22 protein-coding genes are annotated in these 21874 nt (G+C 61.9%); 9 read left to right on the top strand and 13 right to left on the bottom strand.

What is annotated here, in order from left to right:
* Positions 1-4 precede the first annotated feature (4 nt).
* From EI171_RS25090 to EI171_RS25070, 5 genes are all read right to left on the bottom strand, one after another.
* Positions 5-781 carry a TatD family hydrolase gene (locus EI171_RS25090; RefSeq protein WP_011087286.1) on the bottom strand — a complete coding sequence of 259 codons (777 nt, stop codon included), beginning with the start codon at positions 779-781 and terminating at the stop codon, positions 5-7.
* A 12-nt stretch (positions 782-793) separates the two neighbouring features.
* Positions 794-2770, bottom strand: a complete 1977-nt coding sequence (gene metG, locus EI171_RS25085; protein WP_097532087.1) for a methionine--tRNA ligase — start codon at positions 2768-2770, stop codon at positions 794-796.
* A 109-nt stretch (positions 2771-2879) separates the two neighbouring features.
* Positions 2880-3926, bottom strand: coding sequence for a DNA polymerase III subunit delta' (locus EI171_RS25080; protein ID WP_011087288.1), 1047 nt, complete (start codon positions 3924-3926; stop codon positions 2880-2882).
* Positions 3923-4609 (bottom strand): dTMP kinase, encoded by a 687-nt coding sequence (gene tmk / locus EI171_RS25075; protein ID WP_028174037.1) that lies wholly within the window; start codon positions 4607-4609, stop codon positions 3923-3925. The genes EI171_RS25080 and tmk overlap by 4 nt, the downstream gene beginning before the upstream one ends.
* A 2-nt stretch (positions 4610-4611) precedes the next feature.
* The gene (locus EI171_RS25070; RefSeq protein WP_161534946.1) at positions 4612-5874 is read right to left on the bottom strand and encodes a D-alanyl-D-alanine carboxypeptidase family protein; all 1263 of its coding nucleotides are present in this window, start codon (positions 5872-5874) and stop codon (positions 4612-4614) included.
* Between the two features lie 152 nt (positions 5875-6026).
* Between EI171_RS25070 and EI171_RS25065 the strand changes: the two genes are divergently transcribed.
* Positions 6027-6983: an alpha/beta fold hydrolase gene (locus tag EI171_RS25065; protein WP_161534945.1), complete on the top strand. Its 957-nt coding sequence runs from the start codon at positions 6027-6029 to the stop codon at positions 6981-6983.
* 138 nt (positions 6984-7121) lie between these two features.
* Here EI171_RS25065 and EI171_RS25060 read toward each other — a convergent pair whose 3' ends face one another.
* Positions 7122-8057: a septal ring lytic transglycosylase RlpA family protein gene (locus EI171_RS25060; protein ID WP_049832503.1), complete on the bottom strand. Its 936-nt coding sequence runs from the start codon at positions 8055-8057 to the stop codon at positions 7122-7124.
* Positions 8058-8857: 800 nt separating this feature from the next.
* Between EI171_RS25060 and EI171_RS46475 the strand changes: the two genes are divergently transcribed.
* Positions 8858-8986, top strand: coding sequence for a hypothetical protein (locus tag EI171_RS46475; RefSeq protein ID WP_256380384.1), 129 nt, complete (start codon positions 8858-8860; stop codon positions 8984-8986).
* A 33-nt stretch (positions 8987-9019) separates the two neighbouring features.
* On the opposite strand, the gene EI171_RS25055 is transcribed toward EI171_RS46475, so the two are convergent.
* Positions 9020-9250, bottom strand: coding sequence for a hypothetical protein (locus EI171_RS25055; RefSeq protein ID WP_085966842.1), 231 nt, complete (start codon positions 9248-9250; stop codon positions 9020-9022).
* Positions 9251-9465: 215 nt separating this feature from the next.
* Here EI171_RS25055 and EI171_RS25050 point away from each other — a divergent pair, with 215 nt between their 5' ends.
* Positions 9466-10047, top strand: coding sequence for a TIGR00645 family protein (locus EI171_RS25050; RefSeq protein ID WP_011087294.1), 582 nt, complete (start codon positions 9466-9468; stop codon positions 10045-10047).
* Between the two features lie 117 nt (positions 10048-10164).
* Here the strand turns inward: EI171_RS25050 and EI171_RS25045 are convergent, their stop codons facing one another.
* Positions 10165-10482, bottom strand: a complete 318-nt coding sequence (locus EI171_RS25045; RefSeq protein WP_202633011.1) for a DUF1476 domain-containing protein — start codon at positions 10480-10482, stop codon at positions 10165-10167.
* Between the two features lie 252 nt (positions 10483-10734).
* On the opposite strand from EI171_RS25045, the gene EI171_RS25040 reads away from it, so the two are divergent.
* Complete coding sequence (locus EI171_RS25040) at positions 10735-10959, top strand: hypothetical protein (RefSeq protein WP_060912232.1); 225 nt, start codon at positions 10735-10737, stop codon at positions 10957-10959.
* Positions 10960-11015: 56 nt separating this feature from the next.
* Here EI171_RS25040 and EI171_RS25035 read toward each other — a convergent pair whose 3' ends face one another.
* Positions 11016-11207: a hypothetical protein gene (locus EI171_RS25035; protein ID WP_028174031.1), complete on the bottom strand. Its 192-nt coding sequence runs from the start codon at positions 11205-11207 to the stop codon at positions 11016-11018.
* Positions 11208-11544: 337 nt separating this feature from the next.
* Positions 11545-12288 (bottom strand): DUF2786 domain-containing protein, encoded by a 744-nt coding sequence (locus EI171_RS25030; RefSeq protein WP_161534943.1) that lies wholly within the window; start codon positions 12286-12288, stop codon positions 11545-11547.
* Positions 12289-12409: 121 nt separating this feature from the next.
* Here EI171_RS25030 and EI171_RS25025 point away from each other — a divergent pair, with 121 nt between their 5' ends.
* The 4 genes from EI171_RS25025 to EI171_RS25010 all read left to right on the top strand — a co-directional run bounded on the left by EI171_RS25025 (position 12410) and on the right by EI171_RS25010 (position 15067).
* Positions 12410-12703: a hypothetical protein gene (locus tag EI171_RS25025; protein WP_161534942.1), complete on the top strand. Its 294-nt coding sequence runs from the start codon at positions 12410-12412 to the stop codon at positions 12701-12703.
* Positions 12704-13271: 568 nt separating this feature from the next.
* Positions 13272-14030, top strand: coding sequence for a TIGR04255 family protein (locus EI171_RS25020; RefSeq protein ID WP_161534941.1), 759 nt, complete (start codon positions 13272-13274; stop codon positions 14028-14030).
* Entirely contained in the window at positions 14027-14617 is a 591-nt protein-coding gene (locus EI171_RS25015) for a hypothetical protein (protein ID WP_161534940.1), read from the top strand. The genes EI171_RS25020 and EI171_RS25015 overlap by 4 nt, the downstream gene beginning before the upstream one ends.
* 6 nt (positions 14618-14623) lie before the next feature.
* Positions 14624-15067, top strand: coding sequence for a hypothetical protein (locus tag EI171_RS25010; RefSeq protein ID WP_161534939.1), 444 nt, complete (start codon positions 14624-14626; stop codon positions 15065-15067).
* Between the two features lie 50 nt (positions 15068-15117).
* On the opposite strand, the gene EI171_RS25005 is transcribed toward EI171_RS25010, so the two are convergent.
* A complete protein-coding gene (locus tag EI171_RS25005; protein ID WP_161534938.1) occupies positions 15118-15543 on the bottom strand; it encodes a hypothetical protein in 426 nt (141 codons plus the stop codon).
* A 435-nt stretch (positions 15544-15978) separates the two neighbouring features.
* Here EI171_RS25005 and EI171_RS25000 point away from each other — a divergent pair, with 435 nt between their 5' ends.
* Positions 15979-16434, top strand: coding sequence for a hypothetical protein (locus tag EI171_RS25000; RefSeq protein WP_161534937.1), 456 nt, complete (start codon positions 15979-15981; stop codon positions 16432-16434).
* Between the two features lie 1092 nt (positions 16435-17526).
* On the opposite strand, the gene EI171_RS24995 is transcribed toward EI171_RS25000, so the two are convergent.
* Positions 17527-19275 (bottom strand): hypothetical protein, encoded by a 1749-nt coding sequence (locus tag EI171_RS24995; protein WP_161534936.1) that lies wholly within the window; start codon positions 19273-19275, stop codon positions 17527-17529.
* A 261-nt stretch (positions 19276-19536) separates the two neighbouring features.
* Positions 19537-21831, bottom strand: a complete 2295-nt coding sequence (locus tag EI171_RS24990; protein WP_161534935.1) for an AAA family ATPase — start codon at positions 21829-21831, stop codon at positions 19537-19539.
* Positions 21832-21874: the final 43 nt, after the last annotated feature.

Genomic DNA, 21874 nt, shown 5'->3' with positions numbered 1-21874 from the left:
GGAATCAAGCTGTCACCTTGGAGAACAGGCGGAAGAAGTTTTCGGTGGTCTGGCGCGAGATCTCATCAAACGACACGCCACGCGCTTCAGCCAGCACTTTTGCGACCTCGACCACATAGGCCGGCTCGTTGCGCTTGCCCCGGAACTTGCCGGGCGCAAGGTAGGGCGAGTCTGTTTCAACCAGAATACGGTCAGCCGGCAACTCGGCCGCGAGCGCGCGCAGCGCCTCCGACTTCTTGAAGGTCAGGATGCCCGTGAAGCCGATGTACAGGCCGAGCGATACCGCCTTCAGCGCCAGCTCGCGCCCGCCGGTGTAGCAATGCAGCACGGCGCGAAACGATCCGCGTGCTACCTCCTCTTCCAGGATGCGGCCGCAATCCTCGTCCGCCTCGCGGGTGTGGATCACCAGCGGCAGGCCGGTCGCGCGCGCGGCCGCGATGTGGGCGCGAAAGCCCCTCGCCTGCGCTTCCGGCGAGCCGTTGTCGTAGAAATAGTCGAGCCCGGCCTCGCCGAGCGCCACGACCTTGGGATGCTGCGTCAACGCGATCAGCTCGTCCGGCGAGATGCCGTCCTCCTCGTCCGCGTTGTGCGGATGGGTGCCGACCGAGCAGTAGACGTCGTCGTAGCGCTCGGCGATGGCCAGAAGCTGGTTCAACTTTCGCACCCGCGTCGAGATCGTGACCATGCGGCCGATGCCGGCCGCTCGCGCACGTGACACGATCCCGTCGAGATCTTCCGCAAAATCGGGAAAATCCAGGTGGCAATGACTGTCGACAAGCATCGCGCGAACGCCTTAGGCCGCCGGCTCGATGTAGCGCGGGAAGGCCGGCGTCGGCGCGGGCAGCGTCGAGCCGGGCGCGATGCGCTTGGCGCCGCCGAGCGCCGCAAAATTGCGCTCGCCCCCGGGGACACCGAGGCTATCGAGCAGCAATCCCGAGGCGGTCGGCATCGCCGGCTGGGCCAGGATCGCAATCTGGCGCACGACCTCGGCGGTGACATAGAGCACCGTCTTCTGCCTGGCAGGATCGGTCTTGGCGAGCGCCCACGGCGCCTCGCCCGCGAAATAGCGGTTGGCTTCCGCGACCACGGCCCATACGGCGTTGAGCCAATGATGGATCTGCTGCGTCGCCATCGCCTCGCGGCTTGCTGCGATCATGCCGTCGGCCATCGCCAGGATGGCCTTGTCGTTGTCGCTGAACTCACCCGGCTCCGGCAGCACGCCGCCGAGTTGCTTGGCGATCATCGACAGCGAGCGCTGTGCAAGGTTGCCGAGATCGTTGGCGAGATCGGCATTGATGCGCGCGACGATGGCCTCGTGGTTGTAGTTGCCATCCTGGCCGAACGGCACCTCGCGCAGGAAGAAATAGCGCATCTGGTCGACGCCATACTGGTCGGCGAGGTTGAAGGGATCGACGACATTGCCGACCGACTTCGACATCTTCTCGCCCCTGTTGAACAGGAAGCCGTGGGCATAGACCCGCTTCTGCACGGGAATGCCGGCCGACATCAGGAACGCCGGCCAGTACACCGCATGGAAGCGGATGATGTCCTTGCCGATGATGTGCACATCGGCCGGCCAGTAGCGCCAGTTCTTGTCGCTTTCGTCGGGGAAGCCTACCCCGGTGATGTAGTTGGTGAGCGCGTCGACCCAGACATACATCACGTGCTCTTCGTCGCCGGGCACCTTGACGCCCCAGTCGAAGGTGGTGCGCGAGATCGAGAGATCGCGCAGTCCGCCCTTGACGAAGCTCACCACCTCGTTGCGGCGCGAGTCCGGGCCGATGAAATCGGGATTATCGGTGTACAGCTTGAGCAGCTTCTCCTGATAGGCGGACAGGCGGAAGAAGTAGCTCTTCTCCTCGACCCATTCGACCGGCGTGCCTTGCGGCCCGAGGCGCACGCCGTCGTCGTTCAGGCGCGTCTCGTCTTCGGCGTAGTAGGCTTCGTCGCGCACCGAGTACCAGCCCGCATAGGTGTCGGCATAGATGTCGCCGTTCGCTTCCATGCGCCGCCAGATCTCCTGGGTGGAGCGGTGGTGCTGCTCTTCGGTGGTGCGGATGAAACGGTCGAACGACACGTTGAGCCGCTCGTCCATCGCCTTGAAGCGGGCCGCGTTACGGGCCGCGAGCGCGGACGGGGTCAGGCCCTCGTTCTGCGCGGTCTGAATCATCTTCAGGCCGTGCTCGTCGGTGCCGGTCAGGAAGAACACGTCCTTGCCGTCGAGCCGCGCAAAGCGTGCCAGCGTGTCGGTGGCGATCGCCTCATAGGCGTGGCCGATATGCGGGTTGCCGTTGGGATAGGCGATCGCGGTCGTGATGTAGAAGACGTTGTCGCGCGCGGGGGCCGCTGCGGGCACGGCGGCTTGCGGAGCCGCAACCGGCTTCGGCGCGCGGGGCGCCTTGGGTTTCGACACATTGGGCTTCACAGCCTTCGGCGGCGTGGCGACAGGCGTCGGTGCGGCGGTCACGGCAGCCGCAGTCACCTTTGCCTTCTTCGCAGGAGCCTTCTTTGTAGGAGACTTGGCCGGCTGTTTGGCCGCTTTCTTCACCGCCTTCTTGGCGCCGACCTGCTTCTTCGCAGCCTTCTTGCCGGCCTTCCTTGCCGTCTTCGCAGCGCTCTTCTTCACGCCCTTCTTGGCGGCAGCCTTCTTGGTCTTCTTGACCTTCTTGGCAGCTTTGCGCGCAAGCGCCTTCACGGCCTTTTTGGTGGCCTTCTTCGCAGCTTTCTTGCCGCTCTTGCGCTTGACGGATTTTTTAGCTCGCGTTGCCACGACGAATTCCTTTACCGGCTTCTCAAAATTTGGAAGCGAACCTGCGTTAGGTTATTGTTTTGAGCATGATCCTCTCGGAAAACCGCTACACACTTTTCCGGATCATGCTCTAGCGCGTTGCGTCCGCCAGCCAGCCGAACACCGAGAAAACCAAGGGCTTTCGCTCCAGATTGTAGGTTTCGGTGTCGCGCGCGGCGCGGACGATCTTTTCCCATACCTCAGCTAGGCGCGCAAGGCGCGGCAGGTTCTGGTTGGCATTGGCCTCATCCGCATGCAGCCGTTCCGCGATCCAGCGGTCGATGCCGTCGATGAAGGCCGCAAGCGCGACGCGGTCGCTGGTGCCGAGCGAATCGCCGAGCGTGTGCAATTCGCGCGGATCGACCTGTGGCAATCGCGCAAGCAGTGCCGCCGTGCGCTGCTGGAGTTTCAGCGCATCGCCGCCGAGCAGCGTCAGCGCCCGCGCGACGCTGCCCTCCGAAGCCTCCGCCGCCTCGCGCAACGCCAGGTCGGTCGGAGCGAGGCCGGCCGCTTCCGCGGCGGCACTGATCACCTCGTCCGTTCCGAGCGGCCGCAGGCGCAGCTTGCGACAGCGCGACTGAATTGTGGCGAGCACGCGCGCGGGCGCGTGGCTCACCAGCAGGAACAGCGATTGCTGCGGCGGTTCCTCCAAGATCTTCAGAAGCGCGTTAGCCGCATTCGGATTGAGCTCGTCGACCGTATCGACGATGCAGACGCGCCAGCCTTCGGCTGCTGCCGTCGAGCCGAAGAACGAGATCGTCTCGCGCGTCTCATCCACGGTGATCACGGTGCGCATCACGCCGCGGTCGTTCGCCGTGCGCTCCAGTGTCAGCAGCCCGCCATGGGACTCTGCGGCGACCTGGCGCGCCACGGCGTCATCAGGGTCGACTGCCAGGCTCTCGGCGCGCTGTACGACGTCCGCCAGCGGCTGGCCGTGCGCCAGCACGAAGCGCGCCATGCGGTAGGCCAGCGTCGCCTTGCCGATCCCCTGCGGCCCGCCGATCAGCCAGGCATGCGGGATGCGCCCGCTGCGATAGGCCGACAGCAGCGCCGTCTCGGCTTCGCGATGGCCGAACAGACGGCTGGTCTCGCGCGGATGCGGAATGGCGCTCTCGCGCTCTGCCTGACGCGGGCTCATACCGACACCACCGAGGCCGGCGTCGGAAGGAGACGATCGCGCAGTGCGTTCCAGACGCGGCCTGCGACCGTATCCGGATCGGAATTGGCGTCGATCAACACGCAGCGCGCGGGCTCGTCCGCGGCGATCTTGCGATAGGCCTCGCGCAGGCCCTGGTGGAAGCTGAGCTGCTCGCCCTCGAACCTGTCAGGCGTGCCACTGCCGCGACGGGCGGCGGCGCGCTGCAAACCGATCTCGACCGGCAGGTCGAGGATGATGGTGAGGTCAGGCTTGAGATCGCCGATCGTAACGCGCTGCATCGCGTTGATCAGACCGGGAGAAACGCTGCCGAGGCTGCCCTGATAGGCGCGCGTCGAGTCGGCGAAGCGGTCGCACAGCACCCAAATGCCCTGCTTGAGCGCGGGCTCGATCACGGTGTGGACATGGTCATCGCGCGCGGCCGCGAACAGCAGCGTCTCGGCTTCGGGGCCGAGCAGCTTGCCCATGCCCGACAGCACCAGATGGCGCATGATCTCGGCACCCGGCGAGCCGCCCGGCTCGCGCGTCACAAGGGTGCGCATCCTTGCTGCCTTGAGGCGGTCGGCGAGCTTCTTGATCTGGGTGGACTTGCCAGTCCCCTCGCCGCCCTCAAAGGTGATGAAGCGTCCGCGTCCGGACGGCCGCTGTACCGCACTGTCACTCATGGTCAGAGCTTCTCGGCGCCTGCGCGGAACATTCCGATCACGAGCTCGCTGGCGCCGTCGATGGCGCGGCGCATGGTCGAGCCGGTGGCGACTGCCTCGGCGGCATAGACCGTCGTCTCCACCGCGATGTTGCCGCTGCGCCAGACCTTCACCACGCCGACCCTCTGGCCGGCTTCGACCGGGGCCCGCACCGGACCGCTATAGACGACGCGCGCGATCAGCTTGTCGCTGCCGTTCTTGTGCACCATCACCTTCACGGGTGTCTTGGCGACCAGCTTCACCGAACGGCTCTCGCCGCCGAACACTTTTGCGTAGCCGACGGGCTGGTCGGCCGCGATCAGCGTGCGGGTCTCGAAATTGCGAAAGCCCCATTCCAGCATCTTCTTGGCTTCCGTGGCGCGATCCTCGGGGTCTTCGAGCCCGTTGACGACGACGATCAGCCGCGTGCCATTCTGCACGGCCGAGCCGACCATGCCATAGCCGCCCTCCTTGGTGTAGCCGGTCTTGAGGCCGTCAGCGCCTTCCATCGAGTTGAGCAGCGGATTGCGGTTGGGCTGCCGGATCTTGTTCCAGGTGTACTCTTTCTCGCCGAACAGTTTGTAGAACTCCGGAAAGTCCAGGATGATGTGGCGGGCGAGGATGCCGAGCTCGCGCACCGTCATCTTGTTGCCGGGGTCGGGCAGACCGTTGGAGTTGCCGAAGGTCGACTTGGTCATGCCGAGCTCGCGGGCTCGCTTGGTCATGAAGTCGGCGGCAAAGATGCGCTCATTGCCCGCCATGGCTTCGGCCAGCGCAATGCAGGCGTCGTTGCCGCTCTGGATGATCGCGCCATGCAGGAGATCGTCGACCGAGACCTTGCTGTTGATGGCGGCGAACATGGTCGAGCCGCCCGACGGCGCCCCGCCCTTGCGCCAGGCGTTCTCGCTGATCCGGTATTCGTCGGTCAGCTTGATGTCGCCCTTCTGGATGGCGTTGAAGACAACCTCCGCCGTCATCAGCTTCATCATGCTGGACGGCGCGCGCAGCTCGTCGGCGTTCTTCTCGAACAGCACGCTGCCGCTGGAGGCCTCGATCAGGATCGCGGTGGGGGCATCGCCGTCAAAGCCGGTATCTTCCGCCTTCTTGGCGCCCTGGATGCTTTGGTTGGCTGCGTAGAGCACGCCGCACCATCCGAGGCTCGCGAGCAGCAGCCCGGCGACAAGCGCGCGCACCAGCATGCCGGAGGTGAAGCGGCTGCGACGGAGCGAAATGAAACGAAATGCCATGGCCAAGCCCTGAGAGCGGCGTTCTAACAGTTGGAACCGGCGCGAACAACACGAGGCTGGTGCCGGAACCCGAGATTGCACGATTCCCGTCACGCCCCTATCGTGCCACCTTATATTTCTCGACCAAACCCCTGAAACAAGGCGGAAAAGCGATGTCTTCCACCCGCGTGATCAAGGCCAACGGGATCGATCTGTTCATCCGCGAGGCCGGCCAGGGACCGCTGGTGATGCTGTGCCATGGCTGGCCGGAATTGTCCTACTCCTGGCGCCACCAGATCCCGGCACTGGCGGCCACCGGGTTTCACGTCGTCGCCCCCGACATGCGCGGCTACGGCCAGAGCGCGGCGCCGGCCGACGTGAGCGCCTATTCGATCTTCGACACGGTCGGTGACATCGTCGGCCTCGTGCAGGCGCTTGGCGAGAGCAAGGCCATGGTAGTCGGCCACGATTGGGGGGCGCCGGTCGCCTGGCACGCGGCGCTGTTCCGCCCCGACATCTTCACGGCGGTGGCCGGCCTGAGCGTGCCGCCGCCATTCCGCGGCCGCGGCAAGCCGCTCGAGCTGCTGCGTCAGGGCGGCGTGACCAACTTCTACTGGCAGTATTTCCAGGCGCCCGGCGTCGCCGAAGCCGAGCTCGAGCGCGACGTCGCCCGCACCATGCGCATCGTGCTCGGCGGACGCGGCCTTGCCGATCCCTCCGCGGCCATGTTCGTGCAGGAGGGCAAGGGCTTTCTCGGCCACGCGACTGCCGATGAGCCGCTACCGGACTGGCTGAGCGAGGCCGACCTCGCCTACTTCACCGAGACATTCCGCAAATCCGGCTTCCGCGGCGGGCTGAACTGGTATCGCAACCTCGACCGCAACTGGGAGCTGACGGCGCCCTGGCAGGATGCGCAGATCCACCAGCCGTCCCTCTTCATTGCCGGTTCGAAAGACGCCGTCATCACAGGCCTGATCGGCGCCAAGCGCGTCAACGAACTCGAGCGCGTGCTGCCAAATCTCACACGAAAACTGATCATCGAAGGCGCCGGCCATTGGGTGCAGCAGGAGCGGCCCGACGAGGTCAACGCTGCGCTCGTGAAATTCCTGCGCGAAGCGTCGGCGCGCTAGCCGATGTCCTTCTTCATTGCGATGTGAGCGGCGCCCGCCTGCTCCGTCTCGGCGAATCCGCGCCGAAGGTAAAACCGGCGCGAATCCTGTTCTAGGCGTTAGCCAGCGACGTCAGAACCGCTCGGTGATTGTCCGGGTTTAGTAGAGGCCGCGGCCGCTCAGAATGCTGCGGGCCTCGGCGGCGCCGTCGGAGGCATAGGCGGCCGAGGGCGCGCTTTCGGTGGCGTAGCGGCCGTCCTCGTCATAGGACACGGCGCGCGCGTTCTGGAGCGGCCGGCCCCGGCTGCGGCTCGAGGCCGACATTTCCGAGGTCGCATTGAGTGAGGCCATGTCGGCCGAGGTATTGCCGAGACTGTAGGGCCGCCCCTCCGGCATCGGAACCTCGCCGCGGATGGCGCCACGGTTCGACGAGGGCAGCTCCGGCACGAATGGCCTTGCCGAGGCGACCCGGACCATCGAAGGCGACGGCGCCGGGATCCCGGTGCGCAGGGTCGCCATCAGCTGGCGGTCGTCGGAACCTTCCAGCGGCGCCCGGCCGACATATTCGACGCGGACCTTGGCGACGCCATTGCCTTTGAATTCAAGGAGTTCGGCGGCTTTGTTCGAGACGTCGATGAGCCGGTTGCCGTGATAGGGACCGCGGTCATTGACGCGGACGATCAGTGACTTGCCGTTCGAGATGTTGGTCACCCGGGCATAGGACGGCATCGGCAGGGTCGGATGCGCCGCCGTGAGCGAGGCCATGTCGAACACCTCGCCATTGGCGGTCAGGCGGCCATGGAAATCGTCGCCGTACCAGGACGCCATGCCCTCGGCACGATAGTTGACGTCCTCCTCCGGCACATAGGTCCGGCCGGCGACGACGTAGGGCTTGCCGACGCGGTAGGTGCCGCCGCCCTTGGGGACCGGATCACCCAAAGCCACGACCCGGGGGCTCGAGGATACGCCATATTTCGGGTCGACGCGGCTGGCGAATTTGTTGGAGGACGCGCAATTGGCGAGCGCGAGGCAGGTCGCGGCCGCCGCAACACCACGCGCGGCCCGCAATACCGAATCTGACCGTCGGATCCCCATTCGCCCCAAATACCATTTCGCCGGAGGCGTACCCACCCCGCTTCGACGGGGTGCGCTGTCCGGTCCTTTGCTCCGAGGCGGCCCACCACCGCTTCGGACGTCGGACGATATCGCAACCCGAACACGGCGGAAATGGGGAGCCCGCGGCGATCGCACGGAGATGGTAAACGGCGCGTTCGCTTTCCCCCGTTCATCTACGGAGCACAGGCACCTGCTCTGTGCCACTCCTGGACATTCTGTTGCGCTAAATCCTCACTCCACCCCCATTGTCGCGCCACTCACTGGAATTCTTTTGACTGTGCAAGGCCGCACGCGTTCTCTCGCATGCAAGGGCGGGATTTGGAATTTAACGATGATCGAGACGGTTTCGGCACTGATGGGTCTGGTAAGCGCGGGGATCTTCCTGGCCCATGCGTTTGAAGGTTACCGTACGAGGGCCTGAGGCACTCGCGCGGGCGGCAAGCATCACCTCTTTCAAGACGGCACGTTCGGGCAATTTCAAGCGATCCGATCGAGCATCGCAGACGAGAGCGGCAGGTGTCCAATGCGTAACCATGACCTCGTATCCGATGGCTTCCTGGCATTGACCGCAGGCGGTCTGGTGCTGTTGTGCTCGAGCCTGGTGGCGTTGGCCTTCGGCTGATCACAGCCCCCCTTTCCCGGCGTTTCCGACCACGACCGTACGGCCCCGCAACACGGGTGTTTGTCCCGGAATTGTCCCGCTCCCGTTTAGTTGATTGAATTTCCGCGTTCGGCGCCTCGACTCATTTCAAGAGGCCATCACCAACGAAGGTGACGCAATGCTTGCCGAGAAATTCTTCCTGGTCCTGGAGTCGCTGATCCGCGGCGGCCGGACCTATCCGGACGGAAGTCCCAGGGTCATCAGCACCTCCCCGCATATCCCGGTGAAGCTGCCCGACCGGAAATAGGCCGGATCGTTTTCGCGCTCCGACGCGCGCCGCTCAGCGCAGGCCGAGCAGCGAGCGACGATAGAAGCTGTCGCGGGCCTCGCCGAGGCAGACGAAGCTGCCGTCAAAACCCTGGCCGTATCGCTTCTGGCCCCTGGCGTAGTAGACGCCCTTCCTGAAATCCAGCCAGACCACCTTGTCATGCGGACAATGGCGCTGCGCTTGCGCCTCGTAGCGAAACGGCGTCAACGGCGTAGCCGACACCTCGCCCCCGCCAAGCATCATTATCGCCGCAACAAGCGCGATCCTCCCGGGCCCACTGCTAAAGCCGCTCCGCACGTCCCGCCTCCCGCGATCCAGGCCGTCGCGACGGCCGCCCGGCACGGTAGCACGAAACGGCACGATCCCCGGAAGGCTGCAAGCGCACCGCGCGTCTTTCGCCGGCCATCTTGCCGGGCTACGTGAAAGCGAGATCATCTCGATGCGAGGATGCTGCCTGAATGTCGGTTGAGCCTGCCCCCACGACCGAGGCCCGCCCGCCCTCGCCGCGCCTCGGCCTGCTGCCGATGATCATCTTCGGCTCGCGCTGGCTGCAACTGCCGCTCTATCTCGGACTGATCGTGGCGCAATGCGTCTACATCGCGCTGTTCCTCAAGGAGCTCTGGCATCTGTCCTGGCACGCCCTCGATCTCACCGAACAGCAGATCATGATGAGCGTGCTGGCGCTGATCGACGTCGTGATGATCTCCAATCTGCTGGTGATGGTCATCGTCGGCGGCTACGAGACGTTCGTTTCGCGGCTCGATCTCCAGGGCCATCCCGACGAGCCGGAATGGCTCGGCCACGTCAATGCGAGCGTGCTGAAGATCAAGCTTGCCATGGCCATCATCGGCATCTCCTCGATCGCGCTGCTGCGCACCTTCATCGAGGCCGGCAATCTCGGCTCGAACCGCGCCGGCTTCACCGAGACTGGCGTGATGTGGCAGGTGCTGATCCACATCACCTTCATCGTCTCGGCGCTAGGCATCGCCTACGTCGACAAGCTCAGCGATTCCGGAATGCGCAACAAGCATGCCGAGTAGGACCAGCCCGCTCACCTTGCGTCCCACCGCCTGGCAGAGGGCAGTTCTCTCACGGCCTCGGCGGCGAGCCCATCGAGATCGCCCACATGGTGCTGTGAGCGCCTAACTGCGCGGCGCTTACTCTTTGGCTTCGAGTTGTTGAATGGCCTGATGCAGGCATTCCTGGAACTTCGCGGCGACCTGCTCGCGCGCCACCCCCTTGGCGGCGAGATCGCCTGACACCTTGTCCATGACCTCGTCCATCGTCCGGCTCTCCAGATGGTCCGTCGCCAGCGCCGTGGAATAGCTCTTGGCGGCATCGCCGCTGAGCCCGAGCTGGCCGGCGGCCCAGAGCCCGAGCAACTTGTTCGACCGGGCCGTGGCCTTGAATATGAGCTCCTCGTCGTGGGCGAATTTGGCTTCAAAGCCCTGCTCGCGCTTGTCGAACGTGGTCATGGTCAGCTCCATTTCGTTTTCGCTGCTGCGGATCGGACTGGCTGGGAGCGAACGTCTCCGTCTTTCACGTCAGTTGAGGATCATTTGAATCTTCCGGCGGAAGCCAAACGCCGTCAAGCCCGCCGCTTGCGGCAGGCCCGGCCATCACGGCAGCCGCCAGCTCCGCGCCAGCCAGACCAGCTACGGGAAAGCGTTTACTCTTTGTTAAGTGGACTCAGCGCCGCATAGCCCGGGGACATCGAGAGCTGACGCATGAACAGAGAGCTGCGGGAGTTTCGACGGCTTGAACGGGTCTGCCTGGAGCAGGCCGCCCTCTCCACCATGGACCTTGCACGACACGGACTGCTCAAGGTCGCCGACGATTGCCGCATCGCAGCCGAAGCGATCGAGGCCCAATCGCCCCGCGGGGCATTGGCAGGCGCCGTCCAGGCGCTCAAGCTCGCCTTCAGCACGACGCGCACGCCGCAACGGCACTAGGTCCGGCCCGGCTGAAATATCCATCCGGGAGGTTCTGGCGCGGCGACCGCGTTCGGTCAGTCCTTTGCCGTCGCTGCTTCGCGTGCGAGCCGCTCGGCCCGCAACCGTTCCTTGTTGGCGTAGAACTGCTTCTGCGCCTCCTCGTGGTCGCGCATGGCCTTTTCAGCCTCGATCCGGCGTGCCGCATCGCGCGCCTGACGCTGTTCGGGGGTCAAGGGTTTGCGTCGGAAGGAAAGATCTTCGGTCATGGCAAGACAACGCGGACGCAGCGAAAGAGTTCCCCGAACCGAACCGGAAGCCCTGCCGCAACCGAATAAAGAAACGAAATATCAGATAGTTAAAGGCGCCATCGAGAGCCGGCTCGACCTATTTCTTTGCGCGCGCCGGCTTAACGCCGACGAGCGGGCATTTCGGCGCGGCCCACTGGAATTTTCGAAAACAACCCCATGCACAGTAGCCAATGCGTTTGGGATCAACAGCTTGAGCGTCCCACCCCCGCAAGGCCCTTTGGCACGTCGGGCAAAACAGGGGTATGCTGCTATTATTCCGAAATCCATCGGCGCATCGTCCCTTGCCCCGATGCGTTCAGCTTCCTTTGGGAGCGGTCCGTGACTGCGACTCGCCAAGGCCGGGATTGATGGCCAGCGACCCGCCCGCGGCGCCGCCGGCTTCATAGGCCGTCATCGACACCATCCGGCCGGTGCTGCGCTGGGTCCGGAGCTTGAGGTCGAGCTTGTCGAATTCCGCATCGACCACCGAGGTCTTGAGGACGACCAGCCCGCGGCCGGTGCTTTCGTTGACCTGATCGCGACTGGCCTTGATCGCCACCAGCCTGTGCGCGATTGACGCCACCATGCCGAGCGCGAAGGAGGCATTGGCCAGATGCCGCTCCTGGTGCCGGAACCTGCTGTAGTCGACCGAGGTCTTGAAGCGACCAAGCTCGGCGCGCACGGCGCCGTCGATCAATTCGGCCAGATAATGCGCGACCTCGACATCCGCGCCGAGACCAAAGAACACATAGCTGCTCTCGCCGGCCGCATTCTTCTCGCGCCAGACCCGACAATCGCAGAAATGAGCGATCGCGCCGATGCAATCGTCCAGAGGAATTCGCTTCTTGCGAAGGGTCTCAAAGACCCTCCGTTCGCACGGCGACGCCCGCAGGTCGACGTCGGAGAGCGACAAATCGTGGCGATCCAGCAGCTCGGCGACCTTGGCGGCGGCCGACAGCGCCTCTTCCTCGGTGCAGCCATTGGCGATCGTCTTGGCGCGCAACGCCTGGATGCGAAGCTTGAGCTTGTCGAGCGCGGCCGGATTGGACGTCTGGTTCACCGATTACCTGCCCGGGAAAGCCCGACCGATCGTATGGCGGAAGGGGTGTCTGTCAAACCGCGCCCATTGATGCCGCAATCGGCGCGATGTTATGCTCGTCGCAGAACCGGGGGTTTTCTCGATGCGCAAAATCGCCGTCGCTGTCATGTTTGCTCTGATCGCACCGACCGCATTGGCGCAGGACCATGTTCCAATGTATGGCGAACAGTCCCAGGACAAGACGGAGACGCAGAAGGCGGACGACATTCGGGCTGAGCGCGCCTATCAACGCTCCCTCGGCAACGTTCCTGACCAAAAGGCCGTAGATCCGTGGGGAACTGCCCGCGGCGACGAAGCGTCGAAGAAGCTGGCCGCACCGCCTAAATCAGTAGTGAAACATTCGTCCAAGGCCAAGAGCGGCAGCACCCCCAACTAACGAATTTTAAAGGAGGCCCGCCGGCGTGAACCGGCCGCCCGAAGTTCGGCCCTACACATTTCGGTCGAAACTGGCGGAAGGGGTGTCCTGTCAATCTCGCTGAGATTGCTCGCCTTTTCCGCACGCGCCGCGCGCAATCTACGGTCTTAACCACGGTCCGTTTTGCGGCCCCGCGCCCGTAGTTTGCGGCCATCTCCCGCAGCGCGCCGGCCTCTCCGGGTACCTGCTCTCCTCTGCCAGATCCAGGCAGATGCGCGCCATGAAGCAGGCTTAGCTTGGGCCATGGGCAGATCCTTGGTTCGGATTTGAGCCGACGGAGAAGGCGAACCCGTGGTAGTACGCATGCCCGAACCGACGCTCGCAGAAATTGACGGGTGGATTGAGCAGCAAGGCCCCCTCTCCCAGTCGACCGGAAGCGGTACGACGCCTTGTAAAGATTGGGTTAAATCGCCATATCAGGTTTCTCAGGCGGTCTGACTAGCGATTCGGGATCCCCTCGCCGGTTTGACTCGCAACCGGCATTGATGACCTAATGGGGCTCCCCGCGATTCCGTGTCTGGGTCCCGTCTTGACCACCAAGCATCCGAGTTATCCGAAACCAACGATCGTCCAAGTGACGTGCGAGATCGGCTTCGTATCTGAAGCCGAGGTGAAACTTCAAACCGGGATTATCTATCCCCTCTTCGCTGGCGAATTTCCCGAGATGCAGGCAGTACCGACGCAGCTCCAGTTTGTTGTGTCGCAGCAACCTACGATGGCACCCGAGCTCCTCCGTAGTCAGAATGCCGGCGCGTTCCGTTTTGCGACTTCGGATGGAAAGCGGTTCGTCCAAGTCTCGTCAGTCAACTTTGTCTACCAATCAAACGAGGTTTATCCAGGGTGGGACGTTTTTCGACGAAAACTGCTCGAGCTTTGGGAGCTGTACTCGACCCACATCAAGTCGAGTACAGTCACCAAAATCGGCCTGCGCTACATTAATCGCATTACGCACACTGAGAAACTCACGAGACCCAGCGATTGGTTGCAGCCCACCAGCGATCTGCCTGAAGCTCTGCTATCCTCGCAAGGGCATTTCTTGGGCCGCCTCGAAACAAGTCCAACTCCTTCGGATCTCCGCGTTGTGACAGTTACGGGAGAGCCGGCTGGTCCCGATTGGCCTTACGGCACGACCGTCATGGACATAGATCGAATCACGACTGAACTTAACGAACCAACTGCCCCCAAAATTGCCGAAGCATTAGATGTTTTGCACGAAGATGTTTGGACAACGTTCGACTCAGCCGGGACCAACAGTTTAAAGCAACTGCTTTCTGGAAAACTGAAATGAGTTTGCCAAAAGATATTGAGACCAGGCGGTACTCGCTTAATAGCGGCTCCCCTGTTGAGGTCGTCGGCCTTGCCGGCAGCGGCACGCTTTGGGCTGATGTCTTAATCAATGGCATCATTCCGCAAATTTATGCCGGCACTAGCGGAGGGCAACCGGCATATGTCACGAGTTTCTACGCTTCCACAACCGATGGCCCCATTAGCCCGACAACGAAGTCGCCTGAGCAGGCCCAGTTTGAAGCGAAGAAGGCGCGCCTTACGGAAGCCATTCGAAGCATGAAGAAGTCGGCTCCAAATTGGAACGGCTCATCGACGCGCGTTAACGAGATGTCCGCTCTGAGCGCGGAGAAGTTTTTGGATTGCCTTCCCGGCAAGACCCCTCTCCCGAAGGTCGCTCCAGATGGCGAAGGTGATGTCATGTTTGTCTGGGATGATCCCGGCAAACCAAAGTGTGTGCTTACGGTCGAGAAGCGTGCGCTGCACCTAGCATGCGGGTTGGGCACCGCCGATGTAAAGCACGTCGACGATCAACGTTTCCTCGGCGTTCGAATTCCGCAACCGATCCTAGAGCTTCTTCCGTCGAAGTGAGAAATCGTGGCGGCGGAGAATATCTCAGACGATGACCTGGTCTCGCGCCTACTCTTCGAGCCTTCGATGAGGAAGGAAGAGAAAGATCTTGTTTGGGACAACATATTTCAGTTTCCGTCCGATCAAGGTCAGTGCGAGTCCGTGCTCTGGCGCGCCAAAGCGCCGACAATCGACGAGGTCCACTCTTCCGGTTGCGCAAAGCAGGCATCTGATCGCGCCAAAGGCAAAGATCGATCAACGTACTTCGGATCGATCACCGGCAAGGTGAGCGATATCCGATCGCTGAAAAGCGCAACGGGAGCCTGCTTGACCGTCGAGCACGCCCCCGATGAAGGCAAATCTCACGCGCACATTGGTTTTTCGCCAGGGACTAAGAAGAACGATCGGAGCGAATTAAAGGTGATGCTTCGTAGCGCATTCGGCGCTCTCGAGCCCCATACTTGCCCTTGACATTCCTGGACATTCGACGAATTGGGCCGGGAATGCCGCGGGTCGACTCGCTAGACCAACGTAACCTTCAGCGCTTTCTTCGCTTCATCCGTCGCCGATTTCCTTCCACCACCGTATTGTCCGACGTTATTCGAGAGTTGCATCAGGGCGGTCGCCGCCCCTTCCGCATCAAGCAGTAGATGCTTCAATATAAGATGCGCTGCCTTGTCCGTCTGTGCAAACGCGTAAAACTCCGCCGAGAGCCGCCGATACTTTTTTTCTGACTCCGCAAGACGCTTCTCTTGTTCGTCAGACAGCTTTGTCGATTTTCCGTAAGCATCAAATCTCGCGGAAACGTTGGTGTACTCGATGAGGCTTGCCTTGGCATCGGCCGCCATGTCTAGAGCGCGGCGCAATGGCTTTGCAATGAACTCGCTCAGGATCCAACCGACGAACCCTGAAAATAGGCCGACGAGCACGCTCGTGACTGTCACCATTTCGAACTCTCCGAACCATGGCCCGGAACGGACTTAGCATAGCAACGCTGTCATCAGGCGGATTGCGGCTGTGGATTGCCGGGATAAGCGAACAATCGCCCCACCCACTACTCGCAGCAGGAGTGCCATGATGGGCGATGTTCCGCGCCAATGGCCGTATGAGGTCGACCCGATAGAGCGGTTTTTACCGCGGCCAGGCCACTGTACCAGACATTCAGTTGGGTTCTGCGTGCTGCTTAAGGCAGGTGGAGTGATAGACGATGGCAATGGGCCAAGTAAGGTCCGCGAGACAGTTCGAAACGCATGCGGTTGGCGATGAGAAGGCCCGTTTGGCGGGATGGACGTAGCGGTGTATTTTCCGGTCTCCGCAATATCGCCGCAGGAGACCGCCATTTTTGGCCGGGAGAGCGATTAACACAAGCGAGAAACTGGCTCATGGATCCGGCTCGACCATTGGTGCTTACACGCGATCAACATGCCCTGCTTGGCGAACTGGTAGAGATCATGGGTCTGGTCGAGAGTTTGGTGATTGAGTCGGCAGAGCGTGCCGATCCAATTGCAGCCAAGAAAATTACGACGGAAACGGCGAAGCAACAAGCGAAGCTCTGGGCGAAGGCACTCACCGGCCGAATCCCGGATCCGCGCATCGCCGCCCAGATATCAATAGCGGCAAAAGAATACGAAGAAGTTGCTGAGGACCGCAACGCCTTCGTTCATGCGCTATTTGAGGGAGTCTATGCCCGAGGCTATGTTCAGCCTGGCTATCAAGCTACCACCGCTCGACGCAGCAAGACCGGCACTACCCGATCGACTAGCGAGCTCCAAGCTATTCGGGATCGAGCCGGCGCTCTTTCTTGCCTAATCGACCAAGTCGCCAGGGCGATCCCGTAGATCGTGGAGCGCGCCACGCGTTTTGAAGCCCGCCGCTCTTCAGCTGGCTTTGCGTCGGTTGTGACCGGTGTGATCGCACTCCCGCCGCGAACATGCGCGGTCTCGGTCGAAAGCGCCAACGCACGGAAGGTCATGTGGTGGCGTGGCTGGTTGACCATCGTCTGGTGCACAGGAGCGGGATCGATATATATATATACTCTACCTGTGGTGTAGCCGGACCTCTGCCAAGCCGGCCGTTTGGAGTTAGCTTTATGTCTCGTATCCTCCGCCGTCCGCCGCCAGCCAATATCGGAAAGGTCCTTACGACCGCTCGACCGGACACACCGCACCGATTTCGGGTCACCTTCTCGCCGGGTGGCGAGTACAATGACATCGTCAGTGTCGACGTCGGATTGGGTACGCCACGGCTGGGATCCTCGGAGAAAGCGGACGATCGGAAAAGGCGGGCACGAAAGCTGGCGCGCGCGTACCTCGAGGAAATGCTGAAGAAATGGCCTGAGGACTAGGCACACCGGCGGTACCAAGTCCGCCCGCTGATTCCTAGAGTAAGACACGGCTGCTGTTGTTCAGCGGATTGCCTCTCAAATTCCTTTCTGGGGCGCGTCCGGCGCGCGCCGCGTCCGCTTTTAGGCCAGCCAGTGGATTTCGCGGCGCCTAGCCCGGCGTTGCTCGACGGCTTTGGCGACAGCCCTGATCGTGCGGAGCTTGAGCTGCGCACGGTCAGCTGTAGTTATTCCCAGACGCGCGGCAACCTGCATACCCGCCCAGCCGGGCTAGGGCCGCCTCCCCGGTGATCGTGGAGCTTCAAACTCTGAGTTCTGGCGTGCGCTCACTTGTAGATCACTACCGTAGTTATTTGCACGAGCTTAGTTCGATATGTAGAAAATCATTGCCATTTCTGTAGGTTGACACCTCTGGTGCGGAGGAGTGGATATCCTCGTGAGTATCGGCCGCCAGCACGAACCCTGGCGGGCTCTATTGTCAGCACACAAGCCTTGGTCCAGACCGCGCTTCTATAATTAGGCGTTAGGGACGGTAACGTCGGCTCGAGTCATTAAAGGAGCTACCGACGCTTCAAAGCGATCGCCTTCATCAGAGCCACCCATCTGGGCCTCTCCGGACAATTTCGGCCGACAAATTAGCGAGGAGGTAGGGCTCGCGGCCCTCGCTGCCGGCAGCACGATTAACGATCGCATCATTCCAGTCCCCCGTCCACAGACCGATGACGTCTTCCACCAGCCACGTGGAGAGACTCTGCGCGATCCGCGCCGCTGCTGGCGGACTAATTTGGTTCGCTTGCATGCCGCGCTCCGCGAGGTCGAGAAAAAGCCGAGCTGGAATAATCGGCATGTCTATTCCTTCGCTCGTGGGACCGATAAGCAGGAGAAAGCTCGCTAATGTCTGGCCGGCCAAGTCTTCAAGTTGGGTAGGGTCAACCGGGTAATATTCGATATCTCGCGCTGACCCACGGCGATGTAGCCGTTTGGCCTGAAGGAAGGATGCGCGCCGGGCGAAAGGCTGCGCCCCGGCATAGCGAGCTTCGAAAATCAGACAAACGTCCGCCGAAAAACGGTCAGTGCCAACACCTTCGCCGCCCTCCTCGTGCTTCCCCACGATGCGATGTTCGAGCTTGAGCTCCAATCGTTCGCTCGCGTCTGTCTCTGCCGCCGTTGCCGCTAGGCGAGCGCTGATTTCGCGTAGGGCATGGCGGAGGCGTTCAAACAGAATTGCGACATGGGATTCCTCACCGCTATCCACCGTTCTGCGGACTTCCTCTCCGAATTCTCGCGCGGCGTCACCTAATGCCCTCTTGATCAAACCCTCAATACGCGCGTCGCCTATCCAGGTAACGCTCTGCTGCTCTCTTGGCTTGCCGGCGTCCACTCGCACGCCCCGAGGGATGCACAATAGTTCGGCCGCGTCAGGCTCTCCGTTCGCCAAATCTAGAACCGCTTTTGCGCGAAGTTGCACAATCTCGGATGGATGATCGCGAAACGACTCCATGGCTTTGTTGAGGCCCTCGGAGTAAAGCTCAAGAATGGTGAACAAAACGGCACGATCGTCGCCCAATAGCCCAAACCAAAGTAGAACCTCAGTTACCACCTCACGAAGCTCGAAATCCGTGCCGATGGCAGCTCGCAGCGATCTGCGCCACGTCGCCCTAGTTTCCGCTGAAAGATCGGAAACCCGAAATCTGCGATGCACGAAACCTGTTGTCAATCCGAATTGCGCAAGATGCGCGGCAACCGCTTTTACCGAATCGGACACTATCAGCTCAGCCTGGGCGCGGTATGTTCGGGTGTCGTTGCGCCATATTGCGTACTGCAATTGGCCCCAAACGGTCTTGCCCGCCCATTCGGCGATCAATGACGCGAGCTCGCGCGAGACCTTGGGCCCGGCGTTATTCCGGTTGACTGCGTCAATCACGATCTTGACCGATGCGATTGGGCCGGTAAGGGCTCTGAGCCTCTCGACTTTTTCCTCCATATCGCGCGGATCTCGGTCGAACGCTTCGATAACATCCGCCAGCAATTTCGTGTCGGAAGCTAACTGCGGCCATCGATCTATGAAGTCTTCGAAAGCCCGATATCCAGAGCCGTTTCCCTCGAAACGCTTGAGCGCCTCGCTTCGCCACTCGGTCTCGAATATAGCCCAGTTTTTCGCTACCCATCGGTCGATCGTCTCACGGATCACCTGGGCAGCTTCACGGTCCGGCGCATCAGCAAGGAAGTTTGAAAGCACCCGATATTTTTCCGGATCTAGTGCAAGTATTTCCGACGCCCTATCGATGGCTCGTGCTGCCTCAGGCCAATTGATCAGGGTAAAGTCAATGTCACGCACTCCAATCCCCGCGCTTGCAACCCAAGCTTGTTTAAAGAGAATTCGAATAGTCTCTCTGTCAGTGGCAGATGACCCTGTCGCGACGAGGTCTGTTTTGCCTGCTGATTTTTTGCGGCGTCCCACCACGGCTCCCCTTCTCTACCATAACTACTAACTTTAGACTGCTGTGCAGTATAAGCAGCTAACAACGTCACTGAAGGAGCTGCGAACGCCGACCTAGTCAGCAAGAGCTCCTACGATCAACGATGTTGAGAGCCCACCCTATGATCGGCGGATGAAGGCGAGTGTCCTGCGAGTAAAGTCCGACAGCTCCGCGTCATTGATTAGCTCGGTCGCGTATGCGGCGTTCGTATCGTGGTGAAACCGGTTTGCGTAATCCAGCAGCGCGCGCAACTCCCGCGCATTGGTCGCGCTCATGATCTCTTGAGGGGTGCCGGCTCGCGTCTCGCAAAGATCTTGAAACCGGCCGAGCATACTGCCGGGGGTGAAAATGTTTGGATAGGCAACGCGGCAGAATGACTCCATCATCGGTCTCAGCGATTCGGCGACCCGACGTTCGGTGACCGGGTCAGCTTGGTCCAGATACTCCACCGCTGCCGCGTACCGCCGGTCATGCTCGGTCACCATCGCAGCATTCACGTCCCATGCAGCTAGAGTCGAACCGAGCCCTGAACGTCGGACCTCCATGGCGGCTTTCTGCAATTGTTGGCATTTGTCCCACACGCCGAGCAGAAACGGCTTCGAGTGCGAGAGAACCACCATACCGGCCACGTCACGCGCCAGACGGTCGACCTCCTGCAGCGTATGCAGCGTGCGGTGCTCATCGAGACTCGTCATCGGGTCATCGATGACGACAATTCTCTGTGCACGCTGCGGATCGTTCTGGAGGCTTGCGAAGAAGAAAGCGAGCGCCAGTGTGTTGCGGTCTCCGGCGCTGAGAGTGTTGCTGAAACTTGGCGCTCCTGGATCGGCCGTCAGCGGAACAGGAGTTCCATCGATTAATAGGGTATAGTTTGCCGTCGAACCGCCGCGCGTGTTCGCAGGGTCCACCGGACCAACCCGAAAGTTAGCGTTGAAGCGCTGGAGGAAGTCATTGATTGCGATCCCGTAAGCGGGAAAGGCGGCTTGCCGGTGTTGATCGAGCGCAGTCCGAGCAGCTCTCCGCCGTTGCTCGGTGGCAGTCTTCGCCACCTTTTCCGTCAAGTATGCATCGCAGAGCGGTGCAATCGTCGGATCGTGTCGCGCTTCGACCGCTCGTAGATTGGCTAAATCGTTTGCCAACGTCGCTTCATTGGCCTCGCGCGCCTGCTCTTTCACAGTTTCCAGCCGGGTGTTGACGGCGTTTAGCTGATCCGAGATCTCGCGAATTCTGTCGCACTGGGCGTTGTGCTCCGCGATCGCGCGCTCGACTTCGGCCGGCACCCTCGTAGGGTCTAGCGGCGCGGATTCCTTTGCTTCAAGCAAGCGCTCAACTGTTTCCCGGGCTGACTTCCATGTTCGCGCGATCGCCGCTGTGTCGATCTCGATGGTCGGAACCTCGGCAAACGCTTTCCAGAACGTCAGGCGCTCCACAATCTCGCGTATGTTGCGCTCGAACGCCGCCGGGACATCACCGGATTGAGCCGCCCGGAAGGCGCGGGCCGCATCTGTGATCTGGCGCTTTAAGCCGTTGTAGGCGTGCCCAAAGTAAGCGCGGTAGTGAGCAAGGACCGGAGAGCCCGCCAGATTTTGAGCGCAGAAGGGGCATTCGCCATGCCCGTGTTCAGCAAGACGACCAGCAAACTCCATTCCCTCTCCCGCCCACGCCTCGCCTCCGCGGCCCAACTGGCTGAGATGGTTCTGTACTCGCCCCAGGGCGCTCGCGTCGAGATCGGGAACGCCCTTGCCAAGCAGGTCCCGGAGCGCATCGAGGTCTATCTTCGGCAGTGAGAGCGACGGTAAGGTTGGCGTCTCTGCGACTTTGACGGCGTCGCGTGCCGCGGCGAGACGGCGCTCCGCCTCCTCAATCGCCCGCGGCAAGTGGGCCACCGGCGCTAGTGCGCAGAACGTGTCAACCGAGAGGCTGCCCCTAAGCCGAGCCGGTATCGCGCTTTCCCGCTCCCGGAGCTCGGCATTATGGACCTCGATCCTATCGACCTCCGCCTGCAGTGCCCTCGTCAGGGCTATGCCCTGAGCTCCGACGATCAATTCGTGGAGGTTCTGCCGGTGAGTCGTACCGACCTCCATGCCGGAGCAGACATTCTCCGCGACGAAGACGTCATCGAAAATGACGATCTCGGGTGCGGTGCGGGTCCAGGCTCCGTTCTGGAATATAGCAGGCGCGCCAACGCCGGTGTCAACGACCACATGCGGTGGATGTGTGGCACCGAGCCGCGCTCTCTCAGTAACGAGCTCCGCCCGACCGGATGCGAGCGACCGCAGGATCGCGGCCAGTGTCGTCTTCCCGCGCGCATTCTCTGCATAGATCACGGTTAATCGGCTGAATGGAAGTTGAGCGCCGGCGGCAACGTTGTCAAACTTCCCAACATTGCGCAGCAGATTGAGCTTTCGGACCACGAGACACGCCCCATAGCTCCCCGGTAGATCAGTATGGTTGTGC

This window comes from Bradyrhizobium sp. LCT2 (assembly GCF_009931255.1).
Taxonomy (GTDB): Bacteria; Pseudomonadota; Alphaproteobacteria; order Rhizobiales; family Xanthobacteraceae; genus Bradyrhizobium; species Bradyrhizobium diazoefficiens.
The sequence above is the reverse complement of the archived record's forward strand: the minus strand, read 5'-3'. Positions and strand labels throughout refer to the sequence as shown.